Below are 15,464 nucleotides of genomic sequence, written 5' to 3'. Positions count from 1 at the left end.
CGATTATTCTTTGTTTGTACTGTGTTTAGAAGGAAGACAAAGGTCCAATATTTTCTTTTCAAAAAAAAATATTGCAGGTATTGATTATTTAAAAATATATTTGTATGTATAATTTAACACGTAAAATGATACACACAACACACTCAATACGAGTACGTTACACAGAGACAGACCCGATGAAATATGTATACTATGGAAACTATGCAACGTACTTCGAAGTAGCGAGAGTTGAACTCTTCAGAAGCATAGGAATTTCATACGATGAAATTGAAAACCAAGGAATTTGGCTGCCGGTTTCAGACTATAAAATTAAATATATCCGACCTGCTTTATATGATCAAAAATTAGAAATCCATACTTATGTTAAAAAAATTCCAGGGGTAAGAATTGAATTTGAGTATGAAATTTACAATGAAGAGCATACTAAAATAACAGAAGCTTCCACTACTCTATTCTTTCTCGACGCAAAAACCAACAAGGTAATCAAGTGTCCGGATTTCCTGATGGAGCTAATTGAGAAGAACTGGAAAGGATAGATGGTAGATAGGAGGTTTTAGGTTACAGGTAATAGGTAGCAGGTAATAGGTTGCAGGTAATAGGTTGCAGAAATTAGGAGATACTCTACGAAATATTGGTGGAAGTTTTATAAAGGTGAATTTTTAATAGAGTTAAGATATCTATCTCAAATTATCCAGTCACAAAATAAAACCGCAACTCGAAACTAAAAACATTAAACTCGAAACCTTAAACTTTAAACCCTACACCCTCTCTATTTATGAATTAATTCGCACCTTTGTACCCTTATTTTAATTATCCCTTATATACTATATTATGAAGATTGCATTTTTGGGACCTCATGCCAGTTTCACCCAGCTTGCTACAGCACAGCTTTTCCCTGAAGACGAAATAGTACCACAAGCCAGCATTCTGGATTGTTTTAATGCCGTTGAAAGCGGAGAGGCAGTAAAAGCAGTAGTACCTTTGGAAAACTCTATTGAAGGAACCGTCTCTATGACGCTGGATTATTTATATAAGACTCCGTCTATTAAAATTGAAGCAGAAGCAGTAATGCCTATTGCCCATCATCTGATGATTCACCCGGAAAATTCTATTGAGAATATCGAAAGAATATATTCACATCCGCAGGCTCTTGCACAGAGCTTCCATTTTCTGGATACTCATTATAAAGAAATTCCAAAACAGGACTTTTCCTCAACTGCAGCCGCTGCCAAATTTGTTTCTGAGAATCCGGACACTCCTATTGCTGCGGTAGCCAATCAGTTTGCAGCCAATTTATATGGTTTGAAAATAGTGAATCGTAATATTCAGGATTTCGAACAGAACCACACCCGATTTATCATCATTTCTAAAGAGCAGAATAAATATCAAAATGATAAACTGGAAACACTGGGTGAAAAATCAGGTATGCTGATCACTCTTCCCGAAGATCATCCCGGTGGATTACATCAGGTATTATCTGTTTTTGCATGGAGAAAAATGAATCTCAGCAAGATTGAATCCAGAACATTAAAAACAGGACTGGGAAACTATTTCTTCTTTATCAATGTTGAAGGGCCATGGAAAGAAGTCTTACATGAAAATGCACTAAAAGAGCTTGAATCAATCCATGCAAATGTAGATTTTCTTGGGAATTACAAAGAATTTCTCCTGGAAAGCTAGAAAAAAAACAATAAATCTGTAAAAAAACACTGCCATTAAAGCAGTGTTTTTTTTTATTTCCACTATAAAAAAAACAAAATCAAAAAAACTTTTACAATAAATTACCATAATAACAATACCTTCTGTTTAATTGAAAAATAACCCACACAATGGAGAGAATTATTATTTTTTAAACAATTGAAATACAATATGTTAAACTAAAAACAAATATAATAAGTCGTAATTAAATTATGTAGTAACATCGATCAAAATACAAACATATGTTTAAAGATATTACATCATAATAATATTAAAAATGAAAATATCACAATGTAGAGTATAATTTTTATTGTATATTTGCTTAGCAACTAATTAAAATCTTGATCATGAAAACTAAACTTTACAGCTTAATGTTAGCATGCGCTTCATTACCTCTATTTTCTCAAGTAGGTATTAATACAGCAACTCCATCTGCGACTTTAGATGTTAACGGGACACTGAAAGTTCGTGACACTCCCGCCGCTACCGCATTACCCGGATACCAGGTTTTAGCAATTAACCAGGGAACTACCCAGGTTTTCACCGTGGACCCTGCTCTATTAACAGCCGCTGCAGGAACTAATAGTTCGGTATATTCTGCAAAAAAAACAACAGGTATAACCCTTCTGAATTTAGGTGTTTTACCGTCTGATTTCCAGCCTGTCAGCTTTGTACAAGCCGACAGAACTATAGGAACTGCTACTTTATTTACAAATGCTGACGGTTCTTATAATATTCCATCCACTGGAGTTTATGCTGTTGGATTCGCATTCAGATATGGAACAGGTTTACAGGCTTCTTTACTATCAGGAGCACCTGGTATCGCAATTGCAAGAACCAGATCCGCAGTAACAACTCTAATAGACACACGTCCATTCAGTGGTGTTAACCTTGCATTAGCAGTTAACTTAACACTTTCTGATTCCAGCATTAATTCTTTGTATTCATTTCAGGCAGGTGACAAAGTCTCTTTTGGAATTGTAGATTCCGGTATTGTTTCGGCAGGATTATTAGGATCCAGTATTGCATCATTCTACATTTACAAAGTATCCAACTAGTAAAACATATTGTTAGTTATCTATACCATTTAACCCATCGCTTATACCGTGATGGGTTAATTTTTTAAATAGCATATCAAACCATTTCTTTATATTTGATAAAAAACTAATGAAATGAATGAATTTGTTGCGGTCATCATCTTTATCATTATCTTGATCATTTTCAATAATCTGAATACCAAAATCAGAAAATTGGAAAAGGAGATTTCAGATCTTAATTATAAAATCAATAATACTCCTCCGGCTCAGACTGAAGTAATTCATAAGAAAACCTCAACAGAAGAGACATTCATCCCTCAGCAAGAGCAATCTCAGCAGGTTCATCATCAAAACATACAACACAGTGAAGAAAGTGAAAACATTTCTACACCCGCCCAAAAAGACTGGCTTACTCCTGTTTCTGATTTTTTAAAACAAAATGCACTCACAGTTATTGGTATTTTCACCCTTGTTCTTGGAATTGGCTATTTTGTAAAATACGCTATTGATAAAAACTGGATTGGAGAAGCAGCAAGAGCAGGAATTGGTTTTTGTACCGGAGCAGGAATCATTATCACCGGACATTTTCTCAGAAAAAATTACCAGGCTTTTTCTTCTATTATTACAGGAGGTGGAGTTGCTGTTTTATATTTCACAGCTACCATTGCCTTCCGTGAATACCATCTGTTTACTCAAAATACCGCTTTTATCATAACTGCACTCATAACTGCAGCTTCTATAATCTTATCCTATTATTATAAAAGTGAAGTACTGATCATCTTTTCACTGATAGGAGGTTTTGCAGCTCCTCTGATGATCAGCATCGGACAAAGCAACTATCTTTTCCTTTTTATTTATATTACTCTTTTAAATACAGGAATGCTGGCAGCCTCTTTTCTGCAGCACTGGAAAAGCGTGGGATGGACAGCTTATATTTTCACCACCGGATATCTTTTCTTTTGGACCAATGAAAGCCCTGAGATTTTAAGCATTACTTTTTATTTGATCAGTTATCTGATTTTCTATATCTTCGCCCTGCATGATTACTTCAGAAGAAATATACTTTCAACCTCCGATATTTTAATACTTGCTCTCGCTAATTTTTCGAGCATTCTGGGACTGCTTTATATTTTTGATACCCTGAAATATGAACCCCCGATTATTTTCCCACTTATTTTTGCTGCTATTAATACCGTTCTTCTGTTCAGAGAATATAGCCGCAGAAATTTCGGAATTGCCTATTCTGTATTCGCAGGTCTTGTTACCAGCCTTATAACCGTTGCGATTGCTATTCAGTTTAAAACCCATCTCATCACCAGTATCTGGGCAATAGAGACTACTCTCCTTCTTTTTATCTGGAAAAAAACAGGCCATAAGATTTTCAAAATCTTCTTTTACATTCTGTTTCCATTAGTGATGATTGCTCAGCTTGTAACCTGGACCGCATATTTTGGAACAAAAGATTTCAACATCATATTGAATGCTCCGTTTATCACCAGTTTATTTACGATCATTTCTATCATAATTAACCTGTATTTATTAAGGAACACCTCCAAAGAATCCAATGGAAAAGATCATAACTTTTTTGAAGATCTTATTACTGTGGTCAGCTACGGGGTTATCTACATTACTTTTCTTCTTGAGATTACGTACCATATTTCAGAAATGCCATGGTCAGCCATTACCAGCGTAGGACTTTTATTCAGTATTTATTATATTTTTGCTTTATTACTTCTCAGAAAACCATTGAACATCAGAAATGATATCCAAAACATCCTGATTTATCTGTTTTTATTCCTGATCATCCTTAATACATCTGCTTCTACATTTCCAGTTGTAGCAGCTATTATAACAAAAAAACTCCATTTAAGTTTTTATTTCCTACACCTGCTTCAATGGATTCCTTTTATATATATAGGATATAGAATTATTCCTTCTTCAGAATTTCATAAGCAACGGATTTCTTACTGGATGCTATCTTTAGCTCTCATTACCTCTGTAAGCTGTGAACTTCACCACTCTTATATTTTAATGATCTCCAATGATCTTCCTCATTCTTATAAAGCAAGTGAACATTTCAATATTCTTTATCTTCCTATTATATGGACAATTCTTGCCAGTATATTTATTTATAAAGGCTTGAAAAATAATATCCAGGAATACAACAAGATTGGTTTTGCATTGATAGGCCTGATGGTATTAAAACTTTACGGGTATGATGTATGGCAAATGGATAACATTTCAAGAATCAGTGCCTTTATTGTTCTCGGAATTATTTTATTATTAAGCTCTTTCACTTTTCAGCGACTGAAAAATATGATCAGAAATATGGTGGACAAAAAAGACAAAACGGAAGAAAGCACCGACTGACAATCAGGGTAAAAGTTTTTATTTCTAAATAAAATTTAAAACAATTTAAGATTTTATTCAAATTTTATAAAAAATAACTATATTTATCACGTTTTTAACAGTTACATATTCTGATTATGAAAAAATTACTCTATTCTTTTTTACTCCTATCTTCTGCTACTTTATTTGCTCAGCAAAAAAATCCTGCGGTGAAGTTTGCAGTGGCTGACAATGCCATTGGGACGGTAGAATTGTTCAATACCAAAAAGAACGTATTGCAGGTTTCAAAGGTATACAATACTTCAGCCAGTCTTCCCCAAAGCTTAAAAAAATACAGTTCTGTTTTTACAAAAGGCGTAACTGAATATAAGTTTAAAAATGGAGAAAATATATTGGACAGAATGTCATTATCCAATATCAATGTACAATACAATATCCCGGCAGATAATCCTGTATTTATTGAAGGATATGAATTTGCAGACACAAGTACTATGATCTATCCTGAAATCAAGAAAAGAACAGAAACAAAAGATTACAACGGTAAGAAAACATTATTTATTTACACTACCGAATAAAACTTGAATAATAAAGTTTTTTGAACCATTAAGATTGTATTAAGACGTTAAGATTATTAAGATATATTCGCTTTAACTTAAAATCAGAATGATTGATCTTAACTATACTTTAATTCTTCAGATTCCTTAATGGTTTAAAAATATTTACCACCATTTTTCACTTATAATAGCTGAAATATGATAACCTTTATATTTTAAGGTTATTAAATTTAAACAGATTTAATATAAAAAGGATGCCGTTTTTTCAGTATCCTTTTTTATTTTTTAGTATTTATTGTTCCATTTTTTCTTGAGCTCCTCGTAAATCTTCTTTTCCGTAGAGTTATTTCCCGGCTCATACAGCTTCACATTCCTGATTTCTTCCGGAAGAAAATCCTGTTCTACAAAGTTTCCTTCATAAGAATGGGCATACTTATACTCTTTTCCATAATCCAGGTCTTTCATCAGTTTGGTAGGAGCATTTCTCAAATGAAGTGGCACAGGCAGGTTTCCCGTCTGTTTTACCAAAGCCAGAGCTTCATTGATGGCCATATATGCAGAATTGCTTTTAGGGGAAACTGCAAGATACACCGCTGTTTCACTTAATATAATCCTTGCCTCAGGATTCCCGATCACATTGATTGCCTGAAAACAGTTATTGGCAACCACCAAAGCGTTAGGATTTGCCAGCCCTACATCTTCAGCAGCCAGAATAAGCATCCTCCTTGCGATAAACTTGATATCTTCTCCCCCGGCAATCATTCTCGCCAGCCAATATACCGCTCCATTAGGATCACCTCCACGCATGGACTTGATAAAGGCTGAGATAATGTCGTAATGCTGCTCTCCGTTCTTATCATACAAAGCCATCGTCTCCTGAAGAACTTCCAGTACATCAGAATTAATAATTTCCGTTGTACCCGAATTTTTATATTGATTCAAAACCAATTCTACAGAATTGATCAGTTTTCTGGCGTCACCTCCTGAGTATTGAATAAAAGCTTCTTTTTCAAGGATTTTAAAATCCGTTCCTTCATCTTTATTGTATCTTTCCGAAGCAATATCAATTAATTCTTCCAGCTTTTCATAGCTCAAAGCTTTTAAAATATAGACCTGACTTCTTGAAAGCAAAGCCGAAACCACTTCAAAACTAGGATTCTCGGTAGTAGCTCCAATCAAAACAATCCAGCCTTTTTCTACCGCATGTAATAATGAATCCTGCTGCGACTTATTGAACCGGTGAATCTCATCAATAAAAAGAATTGGTGATTTTCCAGAGAAAAGATTCTGCTTCTTGGCATCTTCAATCACATCACGTACATCTTTCACCCCGGAAGAAACAGCAGAAAGCTTATAAAACTTTCTCCCCGACTGTTCTGAGATAATTTCAGCCAGCGTAGTTTTACCGGTACCAGGAGGTCCCCACAATATCAGTGAATTCAGGGTATTGTTTTCAATCATTTTTCTGATTGTTCCTTTATCGCCGGTAAGGTGCTCCTGTCCCAACACATCGTTCAGGGTTTTAGGTCTTAATTTTTCAGCTAATGGAATATTTTGATTCAAAGTAATTCTATTTTTTTAAGATCAATGTTCCGGATTTCTGATCTCCGAAACTTATAACAAATTTAAACTAATTTTCATTTTTTTACCCTATTTTTGCATTGTTTTGAAACTTACATTCAATAAAATCATTACATTTCCGCTGGTAATTTTGATCAAATTTTACCAATGGTTCATCTCGCCCTTACTTCCCAAAAACTGCCGTTACGAACCTACATGCTCTCACTATATGATTGAGTCGCTTCAGGTACATGGTGTTTTTAAAGGTTTCTGGCTGGGATTTAAAAGAATTTTAAGATGTCACCCATGGGGAGGAAGCGGCTATGACCCTGTTCCACCCAAACATAAATGTCAATAATAAAACTATTAAATCAATAGAAAAATGAATACACTCTTTTTCAGAATTTATCTTGTGCTGTTTGCGTTCACAACGCAGCTTTTTTTCGCACAGGAATACCCTGGAGGTTTATCTGACGGAACTTTAGATATCAATGGAAGCAATGTTCCTGTAAAAATCTATTCTACTACAGAGATGGGAGACCTTACGGCTTTTCCGGACAGAGAATCAGACAAGAACCAGTCTTTTGTTGTCATCCTTAATGAATCTAATTTTGAACCCACTTATTACAACTATGGTGCTTCCACTTTAGCAAAGTACAAGGATTCAAAGTACCAGTTTTTCGATAAAAACTTTAAACTGATTGACACTGGTGTGACCAAAGAAAATATCACCACTTTCAAGTATGCGGTAAAATCTGTAAAACCCATTACTGATTCTGACAAAGTAGAACTTAAAACTTCATTTAAAATCTGGGATCCTTCAAAAGGTATTCACATTGGGTCATTTACACTTCACTTTTACAGTTTGATGTTTGTATTTGCCTTTGGTTTCGGATATATTTTAATGACCAGAATCTTTAAGATTGACAATGTCAACCAAAAATACCTGGAGCCTCTGTTTACATGGACACTGATCGGGACAATTCTGGGAGCAAGATTAGGACACGTTATCTTTTATCAGCCGGAGTTATTCAAAGAAGATTTCTGGAGCGTATTCCTACCGATAAGCACAAAAAACGGTTTTAAATTTACTGGATTTTCGGGACTAGCGAGCCACGGAGCTACGATTGCCCTGATTTTCACTACGCTTTATTATTCATTTAAAATCATCAGAAAAAATCCATTCTGGGTATATGACAGATTGGGTATTGTGGTTGCTTTAGGAGGAGCATTTGTAAGAATGGGGAACTTCTTCAATTCTGAAATCGTTGGTAAACCAGCGGACCCGAATTCTCCGTTTGCTTTGCTTTTCCCACAACAAAGCAGTGAGTATGGCCTTACTGTACCACGTTATCCAAGCCAGTTATTTGAAGCCGTAGGATATGTTCTGCTGTTCATTCTATTATGGATATTGTACAGAAAGACAGATAAAAAATATCAGCAAGGATGGTTATTCGGTCTGTTTTTCATCATTCTTTGGGCGATCAGATTCTTTGTTGAATTCCTTAAAGAGCCACAAGGAGATGAATTCATCCAGATTGGTGGTCTGAATACGGGTCAGGTTCTTTCCATTCCTTTTATGATTGCAGGGGTTGTGATCATGATTGTTTCTAAGAAATTTAAAATTACAGAAGAAGAAAACGGAAAGCCGGAATAATTGAAGACTAACCGTTTTATTCAGCAATAAAATATAAAAGGCAAATTTGTATACATACAGATTTGCCTTTTTTTATTATCTTAAAATCATTGACTATCTTGTTTATTCACCTTATTACAGATTCCTCTCTTCCTTCCTGTTCAGTTCCTCAAAAACAGTCCCAAATGCATCAATGACATCCGTAGGCAGCATAGATTCTTTTGAATGTTTCTCTGAAGCTATATCGGCAGCTCTGCCATGTAACCATACACCAAGAATACAAGTCTCTTCTTCAGAATATTTCTGGGCCAGAAGCGAAGTAAGGATTCCGGTAAGAATATCTCCGCTTCCACCCTTTGCCAATCCTGAATTACCCGTTATATTATAAAAAACCTTCCCTTGTGGAGTGATAACCTGGGTATGATGATCTTTCAGAATAATATAAATATTCAGATCTTTTGCCTTTTTCTTTGCCAGTTCAAGCCTTTTGAAAGAATCTTCCGTACTTCCGAAAAGTCTTTCAAATTCTTTCGGATGAGGGGTGATGATTGATTTTTCAGGGATTAATTTCAGGTTTTCCGGATCTTTTGAAATGATATTCAGTGCATCTGCATCCAGAATCAATGGTTTTGAATAGTCTTTCAGAAAATTCAGAAAACTTTTCTCAGTTCCTGAATGAGTTCCCAATCCAGGTCCTACACCACAAGTAAAGTCATTGTCAATCTCAAAATTGAGTATAAACGTATCTCCTCCTTTAATGAACATGGCTTCGGGACATGAGGTTTGCAAAATATCATATCCACATTCCGGAGCTAGAGTAAAAGTCAGTCCTGCTCCAGTTTTTAAGGCTGATTTTGTTACGAGTACTGCTGCGCCTATTTTCCCGTAGCTACCTCCTATAATAACTACCTTACCATAACTGCCTTTATGAGAAAATTCCTGTCTCGGAATGAATACAGAGGCTGCCAGCGAATCATCAATCACATAATAATCAGAATCAGTAGCATCTGCATATATTTTACTTAAATCAATATCCAGCAACACTACTTTTCCTGTATATTTTCCTGTTTCAGGATGAAGGAAAGTTCGCTTCCAGCATTGAAAAGTCAGCGTATAATCAGCATTCAGAATAACAGAATTATTATCAAACATTCCATCCGCAGGTAATCCGGAAGGGATATCGATGGATATTTTAATATTCTTTTTGGTATTCAATTGCTCAACAAGCATTTTATATTCTCCTTCCAACGGTCTGGATAATCCTGTTCCGAAAAGAGTGTCAATAATGATTGTTTTATCATCAAAATTATATTGTTCTTTAGTATCAAGTTTCCTTACTGAAATTCCGGATAAATCGCGGAGTCTTTTCAGGTTGACAGAAGCATCTTCTGAAAATTTCCTTTTAGAATCATTCACAAATACATCCACATCAAACCCTTTCAGGTAAAGTAATCTTGCAACCGCTAATCCGTCTCCTCCATTATTTCCGTTACCACAAAATATGGCTAGTTTTTTATGGTTTTTACAATGCTCCGAAATCCAATGTGCTACAGCCATTGAAGCTCTTTCCATCAATTGAATGGAGGAAACCGGCTCTTGAGAAATCGTGAACTGATCCCAGTTTCGTATCTGTTCTGCAGTAAAAACTTTCATAGGTAAATTAAACTTTTAAGCAAATTACAAAAGATTTTTCATTATGATATCACGTCATTAACAAAAATAAAAAGTCATCATTAATGAAATAATGTATTGATATAATGATGAAATATTCATTAAAACAGATAATAGGAAATCAGCATAAAATTCAATATTTTGGGAATAAAAAACTATAAAACGTAGTGTTTTTTACATTTTTAAATTATATTTTTGTGTATATACTAATTAAAAAAAATATAAATTATGGGATTTGTAAAAGAATTTAAAGAGTTTGCTTTTAAAGGCAATGTTCTCGATTTAGCTGTCGGTGTGATCATTGGAGCAGCTTTTGGTAAAATTGTTTCGTCTTTGGTAGAAGATGTCATCACGCCTCTGATCTTAAACCCTGCATTGAAAGCAGCCGGTGCAGAAAACATTGCAAAACTTACATGGAATGGTGTTGCCTATGGGAACTTCCTTTCAGCGGTAATCAGTTTCCTTTGTATTGCGATGGTTCTTTTCTGGATCATTAAACTGGCTAACAAAGTGAACAAGAAAGAGGCTCCGGCTCCTGCAGGTCCTACAGAAGATCAGAAATTACTGACTGAGATCAGAGATTTATTGAAAAGCAAAAATATCTAATCTGTAACCACAGTTTTTAAAATAAAAAAGAGAGGCTGTCCAAAAAGGGCAGTCTTTTTTTATGCGACCCGTTACTGTCCGATAAAAAGTATAAATACATTGAAAATATTAATATTTATGCTATGAATTAACAGGTCGCTCCTCCGGAGCTCTAATTTTAAAACAAATACGTTCTATTAACAGTCAGCTCCCATAGGAGCTAAATTTGATCCCGTCGGGATCTACTGTTAGTAGAAAAATGAAATCCCAATAAAATAAAGCTCCGGAGGAGCGACCTTTTGATTCTATTTAAATTTTATCGAATAAGAATGTTTTTTTATTTAAAATGTCAGACCTAAGGTTGATTCAAGACATTTATATGACTCTCAAACTCTTCAAAATTCTATCAACAAAAAATTGAGGCTGCCCAAACTTTTTGGACAACCTCTTTTGCTATATTATATCGTTTTCAGATTATTGAATCTGTAAGATACTTGAAATCTGCTCTGCCAGGGAAAGACCGATTCTATCCTGTGCTTCCAGAGTAGACGCTCCTGTGTGAGGAGTAAGAGAGATTTTAGAATGAGTAAGGATTTCTTTAGAAGGTGTTGGCTCATTAATGAAAACATCTAATCCGGCAAATCTTACTTTACCTGAATCCAAAGCCTGAATCAAAGCTGTTTCATCAATAACTCCTCCTCTTGAGCAGTTCACAATAGCCACTCCTTCTTTCATCATTTCAAATTCATTCTCACCGATCATATAACCGTCTTTCTGCGCCGGAACGTGTAAAGTAATGAAGTCTGAATGTTTTAGCACTTCCTGAAGTGGTTCAGTTTCGATATCTACGTTGATGAACTGATTGTTGTAAAACTTCACTTTGATACTTGCTTTTCCAACATTATTATCAGCCGCTACTACTCTCATTCCAAGTCCTAAAGCGATTCTTGCTACTTCCTGCCCGATTCTTCCCATTCCTACAATACCAATGGTTTTTCCTCTTAATTCAATCCCTGCAGCATAGGCTTTTTTAAGACCTCCAAATTCAGTATCACCTACCAAAGGCATTTTTCTGTTGGAATCCTGAAGAAATCTTGCCCCGGAAAATAAATGGGCAAAAACAAGTTCAGCCACAGATTCTGAAGATGCAGAAGGCGTATTGATCACATGGATACCTTTTTCTCTTGCGTAATCTACATCAATATTATCCATACCTACTCCACCTCTACCAATAATATCGATGGACGGACATCCGTCAATAATATCTTTTCTTACCTGTGTAGCACTTCTTACCAATAAAGTACGGATTTTGTGCTCATTAATATAATCTACTAAAAACTCCTGAGGAACTTTTGTAGTAATCACTTCAAAGCCTTTTTCTGTCAATGCATCTATTCCAGATTGATCCAGGCCGTCGTTTGCTAAAACTTTCATAAAATATCAAGTATATTAAAAAATGAAAGATTTAAAAATTAACGGAACAGGTTCACATTTAATCTTTAAATCTTTGAATTATATTTTTATTCGCCGTCTTCTTTGAATACTTCAATGGTCACTTGCTTTTCAACCAAATCCGTAAATCTTCCTTTATATCTTGTAGCTCTTACCAGGTGGTTGTCTATCCAGTGATAATTTCCTCCTCTTGGTTTTCCGCAAAGCACACTGTGGTATTTGAAGCCATGCTTATCCAGCCAGTCGATCGTGATTTGTTTTAGATTTTCGGTTCTTGAAGTAAAAAAGCAGATCTGATGTCCTTCGTCATACCATCTGTTGATCGTTTCCAGTGCATCAGGATATGGTTCGCAGGTAACCATTCTTTCCGGCTCTTCATTGGGAACGTCATCCGTAATGGTTCCGTCGATATCTATTAAGTAATTTTTTATTCCATCCTTTAGAATAGGACTAATGTGTTCAATGTATTCTAATTCCATTACTAAATATTAAGTAACAAAGTTAGCGTTTTTACAACTATCAGGTATATTAATCTTAGTTTATGTTAATATTTTACTACAAAAACTATTATTTAAAGAATAATATCAATATTTTATTCATCATTTCACCCGAAAAAGTTAAAAATTTTCGTTTCGTATTTTGTTTTTTAAATAATAAAGTGAAAACGTAAAAGAAAATCAATTAAGCAATTAACAAATTTACCTGTTTGCATTGCCGGCTTCTTCGTCATCTTGTATCATGATTACAAAAAGCATGATGTTTATCTAAAAATTTCCAAAATACATTAATTACTCTTACATTTGTAGGAATGGAAGAATTTGTCGTTTTAGTAAATCCTGAAGATGAAGTTTTAGGGCTGATGGAGAAACAGCAGGCTCACATCAATGGCCTGTTACACCGTGCTTTTTCTGTATTTCTTTTCAACAGTAATGGGGAAATGCTATTGCAGAAAAGAGCGTCAGGAAAATACCATTCTCCCAATCAATGGACCAATGCTGTATGCTCACACCCACGAGAAGGGGAAACTTATCTAGAAGGAGCAGTACGCAGACTGAAGGAAGAACTGGGAATTGAGGCAGAGCTTTCAGAAAAATTCAATTTTATTTACAAAGCAGATGTAGGAGGTGGCCTTTGGGAACACGAGCTGGATCATGTATTTGTAGGAAATCATGAAACTGATTTCAATTTAAATAAAGAGGAAGTGGAAGAAGTAAGATTCATTTCTATGGAAGATCTGGATAAAGAAATTTCCGAACAGCCTGAAAACTTTACGGAATGGTTCAAAATCATCCTCGAAGAATATAAACACCACTTTTAATGATGAAAAAAATATTGCTTTTTTCTGCTTTTCTGACAGGAAGTCTTTTTTTTGCCCAAAAGGCAGGTGTATTTGACACTCCGAACTACTCTATCAATGTTCCTGAAGGTTGGAAATCCACCAACGACAGTGAGATCATCAATATTTTCCCTACCAGCCAGATCGGTGCTATTACCATCTCGGAATATCATGATCTTTCTCTTCCAAAAGAAGAAGTGAAAAAATTCATCCTGGCCCTTTATCAATCCCAGGATGAAGAGAAAAAAGTAAAAGCAAAAAAGAGCCAAAAAGGATATACAGAATATCTGTATGAACATTTTGATGAAAAAGAGAAGCTGTTCTGGATTACCAAGGCTTTTCAAAAAGATAAAAACTTATATTTAGTTTCCATCAACTGTGGCCAGAAGTTCTGGAACGGAAACTATATGACCCTATTCAATGAGACTTTTAACAGTTTTAAAATAAAGAAATAAAAATTAAATATGAAGAAAACAGCCTTGTACGACAAACATGTTTCTTTGGGAGCTAAGATCGTACCTTTCGCAGGTTTTGAAATGCCTGTTCAATATTCAGGGGTTACAGAAGAGCACTTTGCCGTAAGAGAAAAAGCAGGATTATTTGATGTTTCCCACATGGGACAGTTTTTCATCGAAGGACCAGGCTCAAAAGATCTTTTGCAGTATGTAACTACTAATAATGTAGATGCACTTGAAAACGGAAAAGCTCAGTATTCTTGTCTTCCCAACGAAAACGGAGGAATTGTAGACGACCTTATCGTTTACAAAATGGAAGATGACAAATATTTTGTAGTAGTAAATGCCTCCAATATTGATAAAGACTGGAATCATATTTCAAAATACAATACTTTCGGAGCTAAAATGACCAATGCTTCTGATGAGATGTCATTATTGGCAGTTCAGGGGCCAAAAGCTACTGAAATTCTTCAGAAACTTACGGAAGTAAACCTTTCAGAAATTCCTTACTATCATTTTACCGTAGGAAGTGTTGCAGGAGAAAATGATGTGATCATTTCAAACACTGGTTACACAGGAAGCGGAGGTTTTGAGATTTATTTCAATAATGCAAGTGCTGAAAAACTTTGGGATGCTGTAATGGAAGCAGGTAAAGAAGAAGGAATCATTGCTTGTGGACTGGCTGCCAGAGATACTTTAAGATTAGAAAAAGGATTCTGCCTTTACGGAAATGATATCGACGATACTACATCTCCAATTGAAGCTGGTTTAGGATGGATCACTAAATTTGATAAAGACTTCGTTTCTAAAGATGTTTTTGCAAAACAGAAAGAAGAAGGAGTTGGAAGAAAATTGGTAGGTTTCGAATTGACAGACAAAGGAGTTCCAAGACATGACTATCCTGTAGTAGATGCTGAAGGAAATGTGATTGGAAAAGTAACTTCTGGAACACAGTCTCCAATGAAGAAAGTAGGTTTAGGTCTTGCTTATGTAGACAAACCACATTTCAAATTAGGATCTGAGATCTTTATTCAGGTAAGAAACAAGAACATTCCTGCAAAAGTGGTAAAAGCTCCTTTTGTATAATCTGTTCTGAAGATATACTTAAATAAGAGAGGCTGTGATGTGTTC

The 15,464-nt window shown here is 35.1% G+C and carries 15 protein-coding genes; 11 read left to right on the top strand and 4 right to left on the bottom strand.

Annotated elements, in window-relative coordinates; genetic code table 11:
• Positions 1 to 125: 125 nt before the first annotated feature.
• From ACKTTZ_RS16230 to ACKTTZ_RS16210, 5 genes are all read left to right on the top strand, one after another.
• Positions 126 to 536, top strand: a complete 411-nt coding sequence (locus ACKTTZ_RS16230) for an acyl-CoA thioesterase (protein WP_407849170.1) — start codon at positions 126 to 128, stop codon at positions 534 to 536.
• Positions 537 to 831: 295 nt separating this feature from the next.
• Positions 832 to 1,680, top strand: a complete 849-nt coding sequence (pheA, locus tag ACKTTZ_RS16225; protein WP_034695934.1) for a prephenate dehydratase — start codon at positions 832 to 834, stop codon at positions 1,678 to 1,680.
• A 365-nt stretch (positions 1,681 to 2,045) separates the two neighbouring features.
• A complete protein-coding gene (locus ACKTTZ_RS16220; RefSeq protein ID WP_034695937.1) occupies positions 2,046 to 2,756 on the top strand; it encodes a hypothetical protein in 711 nt (236 codons plus the stop codon).
• A 114-nt stretch (positions 2,757 to 2,870) separates the two neighbouring features.
• Positions 2,871 to 5,105 (top strand): DUF2339 domain-containing protein, encoded by a 2,235-nt coding sequence (locus tag ACKTTZ_RS16215; protein ID WP_407846024.1) that lies wholly within the window; start codon positions 2,871 to 2,873, stop codon positions 5,103 to 5,105.
• A gap of 116 nt (positions 5,106 to 5,221) precedes the next feature.
• A complete protein-coding gene (locus tag ACKTTZ_RS16210) occupies positions 5,222 to 5,659 on the top strand; it encodes a hypothetical protein (RefSeq protein ID WP_034695940.1) in 438 nt (145 codons plus the stop codon).
• Between the two features lie 264 nt (positions 5,660 to 5,923).
• On the opposite strand, the gene ACKTTZ_RS16205 is transcribed toward ACKTTZ_RS16210, so the two are convergent.
• Positions 5,924 to 7,201, bottom strand: coding sequence for a replication-associated recombination protein A (locus tag ACKTTZ_RS16205; protein ID WP_034695942.1), 1,278 nt, complete (start codon positions 7,199 to 7,201; stop codon positions 5,924 to 5,926).
• A 103-nt stretch (positions 7,202 to 7,304) separates the two neighbouring features.
• Between ACKTTZ_RS16205 and yidD the strand changes: the two genes are divergently transcribed.
• Positions 7,305 to 7,556, top strand: coding sequence for a membrane protein insertion efficiency factor YidD (gene yidD, locus ACKTTZ_RS16200; RefSeq protein WP_034695943.1), 252 nt, complete (start codon positions 7,305 to 7,307; stop codon positions 7,554 to 7,556).
• 510 nt (positions 7,557 to 8,066) lie between these two features.
• Positions 8,067 to 8,855: a prolipoprotein diacylglyceryl transferase gene (lgt, locus tag ACKTTZ_RS16195; RefSeq protein ID WP_253317532.1), complete on the top strand. Its 789-nt coding sequence runs from the start codon at positions 8,067 to 8,069 to the stop codon at positions 8,853 to 8,855.
• Positions 8,856 to 8,969: 114 nt separating this feature from the next.
• Here the strand turns inward: lgt and ACKTTZ_RS16190 are convergent, their stop codons facing one another.
• On the bottom strand, positions 8,970 to 10,487 hold the full coding sequence (locus ACKTTZ_RS16190) for an NAD(P)H-hydrate dehydratase (protein WP_407846023.1): 1,518 nt from the start codon (positions 10,485 to 10,487) through the stop codon (positions 8,970 to 8,972).
• 246 nt (positions 10,488 to 10,733) lie between these two features.
• Between ACKTTZ_RS16190 and mscL the strand changes: the two genes are divergently transcribed.
• Positions 10,734 to 11,111, top strand: a complete 378-nt coding sequence (gene mscL / locus ACKTTZ_RS16185) for a large conductance mechanosensitive channel protein MscL (protein WP_034695945.1) — start codon at positions 10,734 to 10,736, stop codon at positions 11,109 to 11,111.
• A 453-nt stretch (positions 11,112 to 11,564) separates the two neighbouring features.
• Here the strand turns inward: mscL and ACKTTZ_RS16180 are convergent, their stop codons facing one another.
• Together ACKTTZ_RS16180 and ACKTTZ_RS16175 are read right to left on the bottom strand one after the other, a co-directional pair.
• A complete protein-coding gene (locus tag ACKTTZ_RS16180; protein ID WP_253317029.1) occupies positions 11,565 to 12,524 on the bottom strand; it encodes a D-2-hydroxyacid dehydrogenase in 960 nt (319 codons plus the stop codon).
• Positions 12,525 to 12,610: 86 nt separating this feature from the next.
• On the bottom strand, positions 12,611 to 13,021 hold the full coding sequence (locus ACKTTZ_RS16175) for a phosphoheptose isomerase (RefSeq protein WP_002980498.1): 411 nt from the start codon (positions 13,019 to 13,021) through the stop codon (positions 12,611 to 12,613).
• Between the two features lie 329 nt (positions 13,022 to 13,350).
• On the opposite strand from ACKTTZ_RS16175, the gene idi reads away from it, so the two are divergent.
• The 3 genes from idi to gcvT are packed head-to-tail and all read left to right on the top strand — an operon-like array spanning position 13,351 to position 15,419.
• Positions 13,351 to 13,860: an isopentenyl-diphosphate Delta-isomerase gene (gene idi, locus ACKTTZ_RS16170; protein ID WP_407846022.1), complete on the top strand. Its 510-nt coding sequence runs from the start codon at positions 13,351 to 13,353 to the stop codon at positions 13,858 to 13,860.
• On the top strand, positions 13,860 to 14,333 hold the full coding sequence (locus ACKTTZ_RS16165) for a hypothetical protein (RefSeq protein ID WP_034695950.1): 474 nt from the start codon (positions 13,860 to 13,862) through the stop codon (positions 14,331 to 14,333). The genes idi and ACKTTZ_RS16165 overlap by 1 nt, the downstream gene beginning before the upstream one ends.
• 9 nt (positions 14,334 to 14,342) lie before the next feature.
• Positions 14,343 to 15,419: a glycine cleavage system aminomethyltransferase GcvT gene (gene gcvT, locus ACKTTZ_RS16160; RefSeq protein WP_034695952.1), complete on the top strand. Its 1,077-nt coding sequence runs from the start codon at positions 14,343 to 14,345 to the stop codon at positions 15,417 to 15,419.
• Positions 15,420 to 15,464: the final 45 nt, after the last annotated feature.

This window comes from Chryseobacterium sp. KCF3-3 (assembly GCF_045865955.1).
Lineage (GTDB): Bacteria > Bacteroidota > Bacteroidia > Flavobacteriales > Weeksellaceae > Chryseobacterium.
Note: the sequence above shows the minus strand (reverse complement) of the source record. Positions and strands in the feature narration are given on the sequence as shown.

Bases quoted from the DNA above. Each gene is read 5' to 3' on its own strand.
- ACKTTZ_RS16230 (WP_407849170.1), top strand. From the start codon at position 126: ATGATACACACAACACACTCAATACGAGTACGTTACACAGAGACAGAC.
- pheA (WP_034695934.1), top strand. From the start codon at position 832: ATGAAGATTGCATTTTTGGGACCTCATGCCAGTTTCACCCAGCTTGCT.
- ACKTTZ_RS16220 (WP_034695937.1), top strand. From the start codon at position 2,046: ATGAAAACTAAACTTTACAGCTTAATGTTAGCATGCGCTTCATTACCT.
- ACKTTZ_RS16215 (WP_407846024.1), top strand. From the start codon at position 2,871: ATGAATGAATTTGTTGCGGTCATCATCTTTATCATTATCTTGATCATT.
- ACKTTZ_RS16210 (WP_034695940.1), top strand. From the start codon at position 5,222: ATGAAAAAATTACTCTATTCTTTTTTACTCCTATCTTCTGCTACTTTA.
- lgt (WP_253317532.1), top strand. From the start codon at position 8,067: ATGTTTGTATTTGCCTTTGGTTTCGGATATATTTTAATGACCAGAATC.
- ACKTTZ_RS16190 (WP_407846023.1), bottom strand. From the start codon at position 10,487: ATGAAAGTTTTTACTGCAGAACAGATACGAAACTGGGATCAGTTCACG.
- mscL (WP_034695945.1), top strand. From the start codon at position 10,734: ATGGGATTTGTAAAAGAATTTAAAGAGTTTGCTTTTAAAGGCAATGTT.
- ACKTTZ_RS16180 (WP_253317029.1), bottom strand. From the start codon at position 12,524: ATGAAAGTTTTAGCAAACGACGGCCTGGATCAATCTGGAATAGATGCA.
- ACKTTZ_RS16175 (WP_002980498.1), bottom strand. From the start codon at position 13,021: ATGGAATTAGAATACATTGAACACATTAGTCCTATTCTAAAGGATGGA.
- idi (WP_407846022.1), top strand. From the start codon at position 13,351: ATGGAAGAATTTGTCGTTTTAGTAAATCCTGAAGATGAAGTTTTAGGG.
- ACKTTZ_RS16165 (WP_034695950.1), top strand. From the start codon at position 13,860: ATGATGAAAAAAATATTGCTTTTTTCTGCTTTTCTGACAGGAAGTCTT.
- gcvT (WP_034695952.1), top strand. From the start codon at position 14,343: ATGAAGAAAACAGCCTTGTACGACAAACATGTTTCTTTGGGAGCTAAG.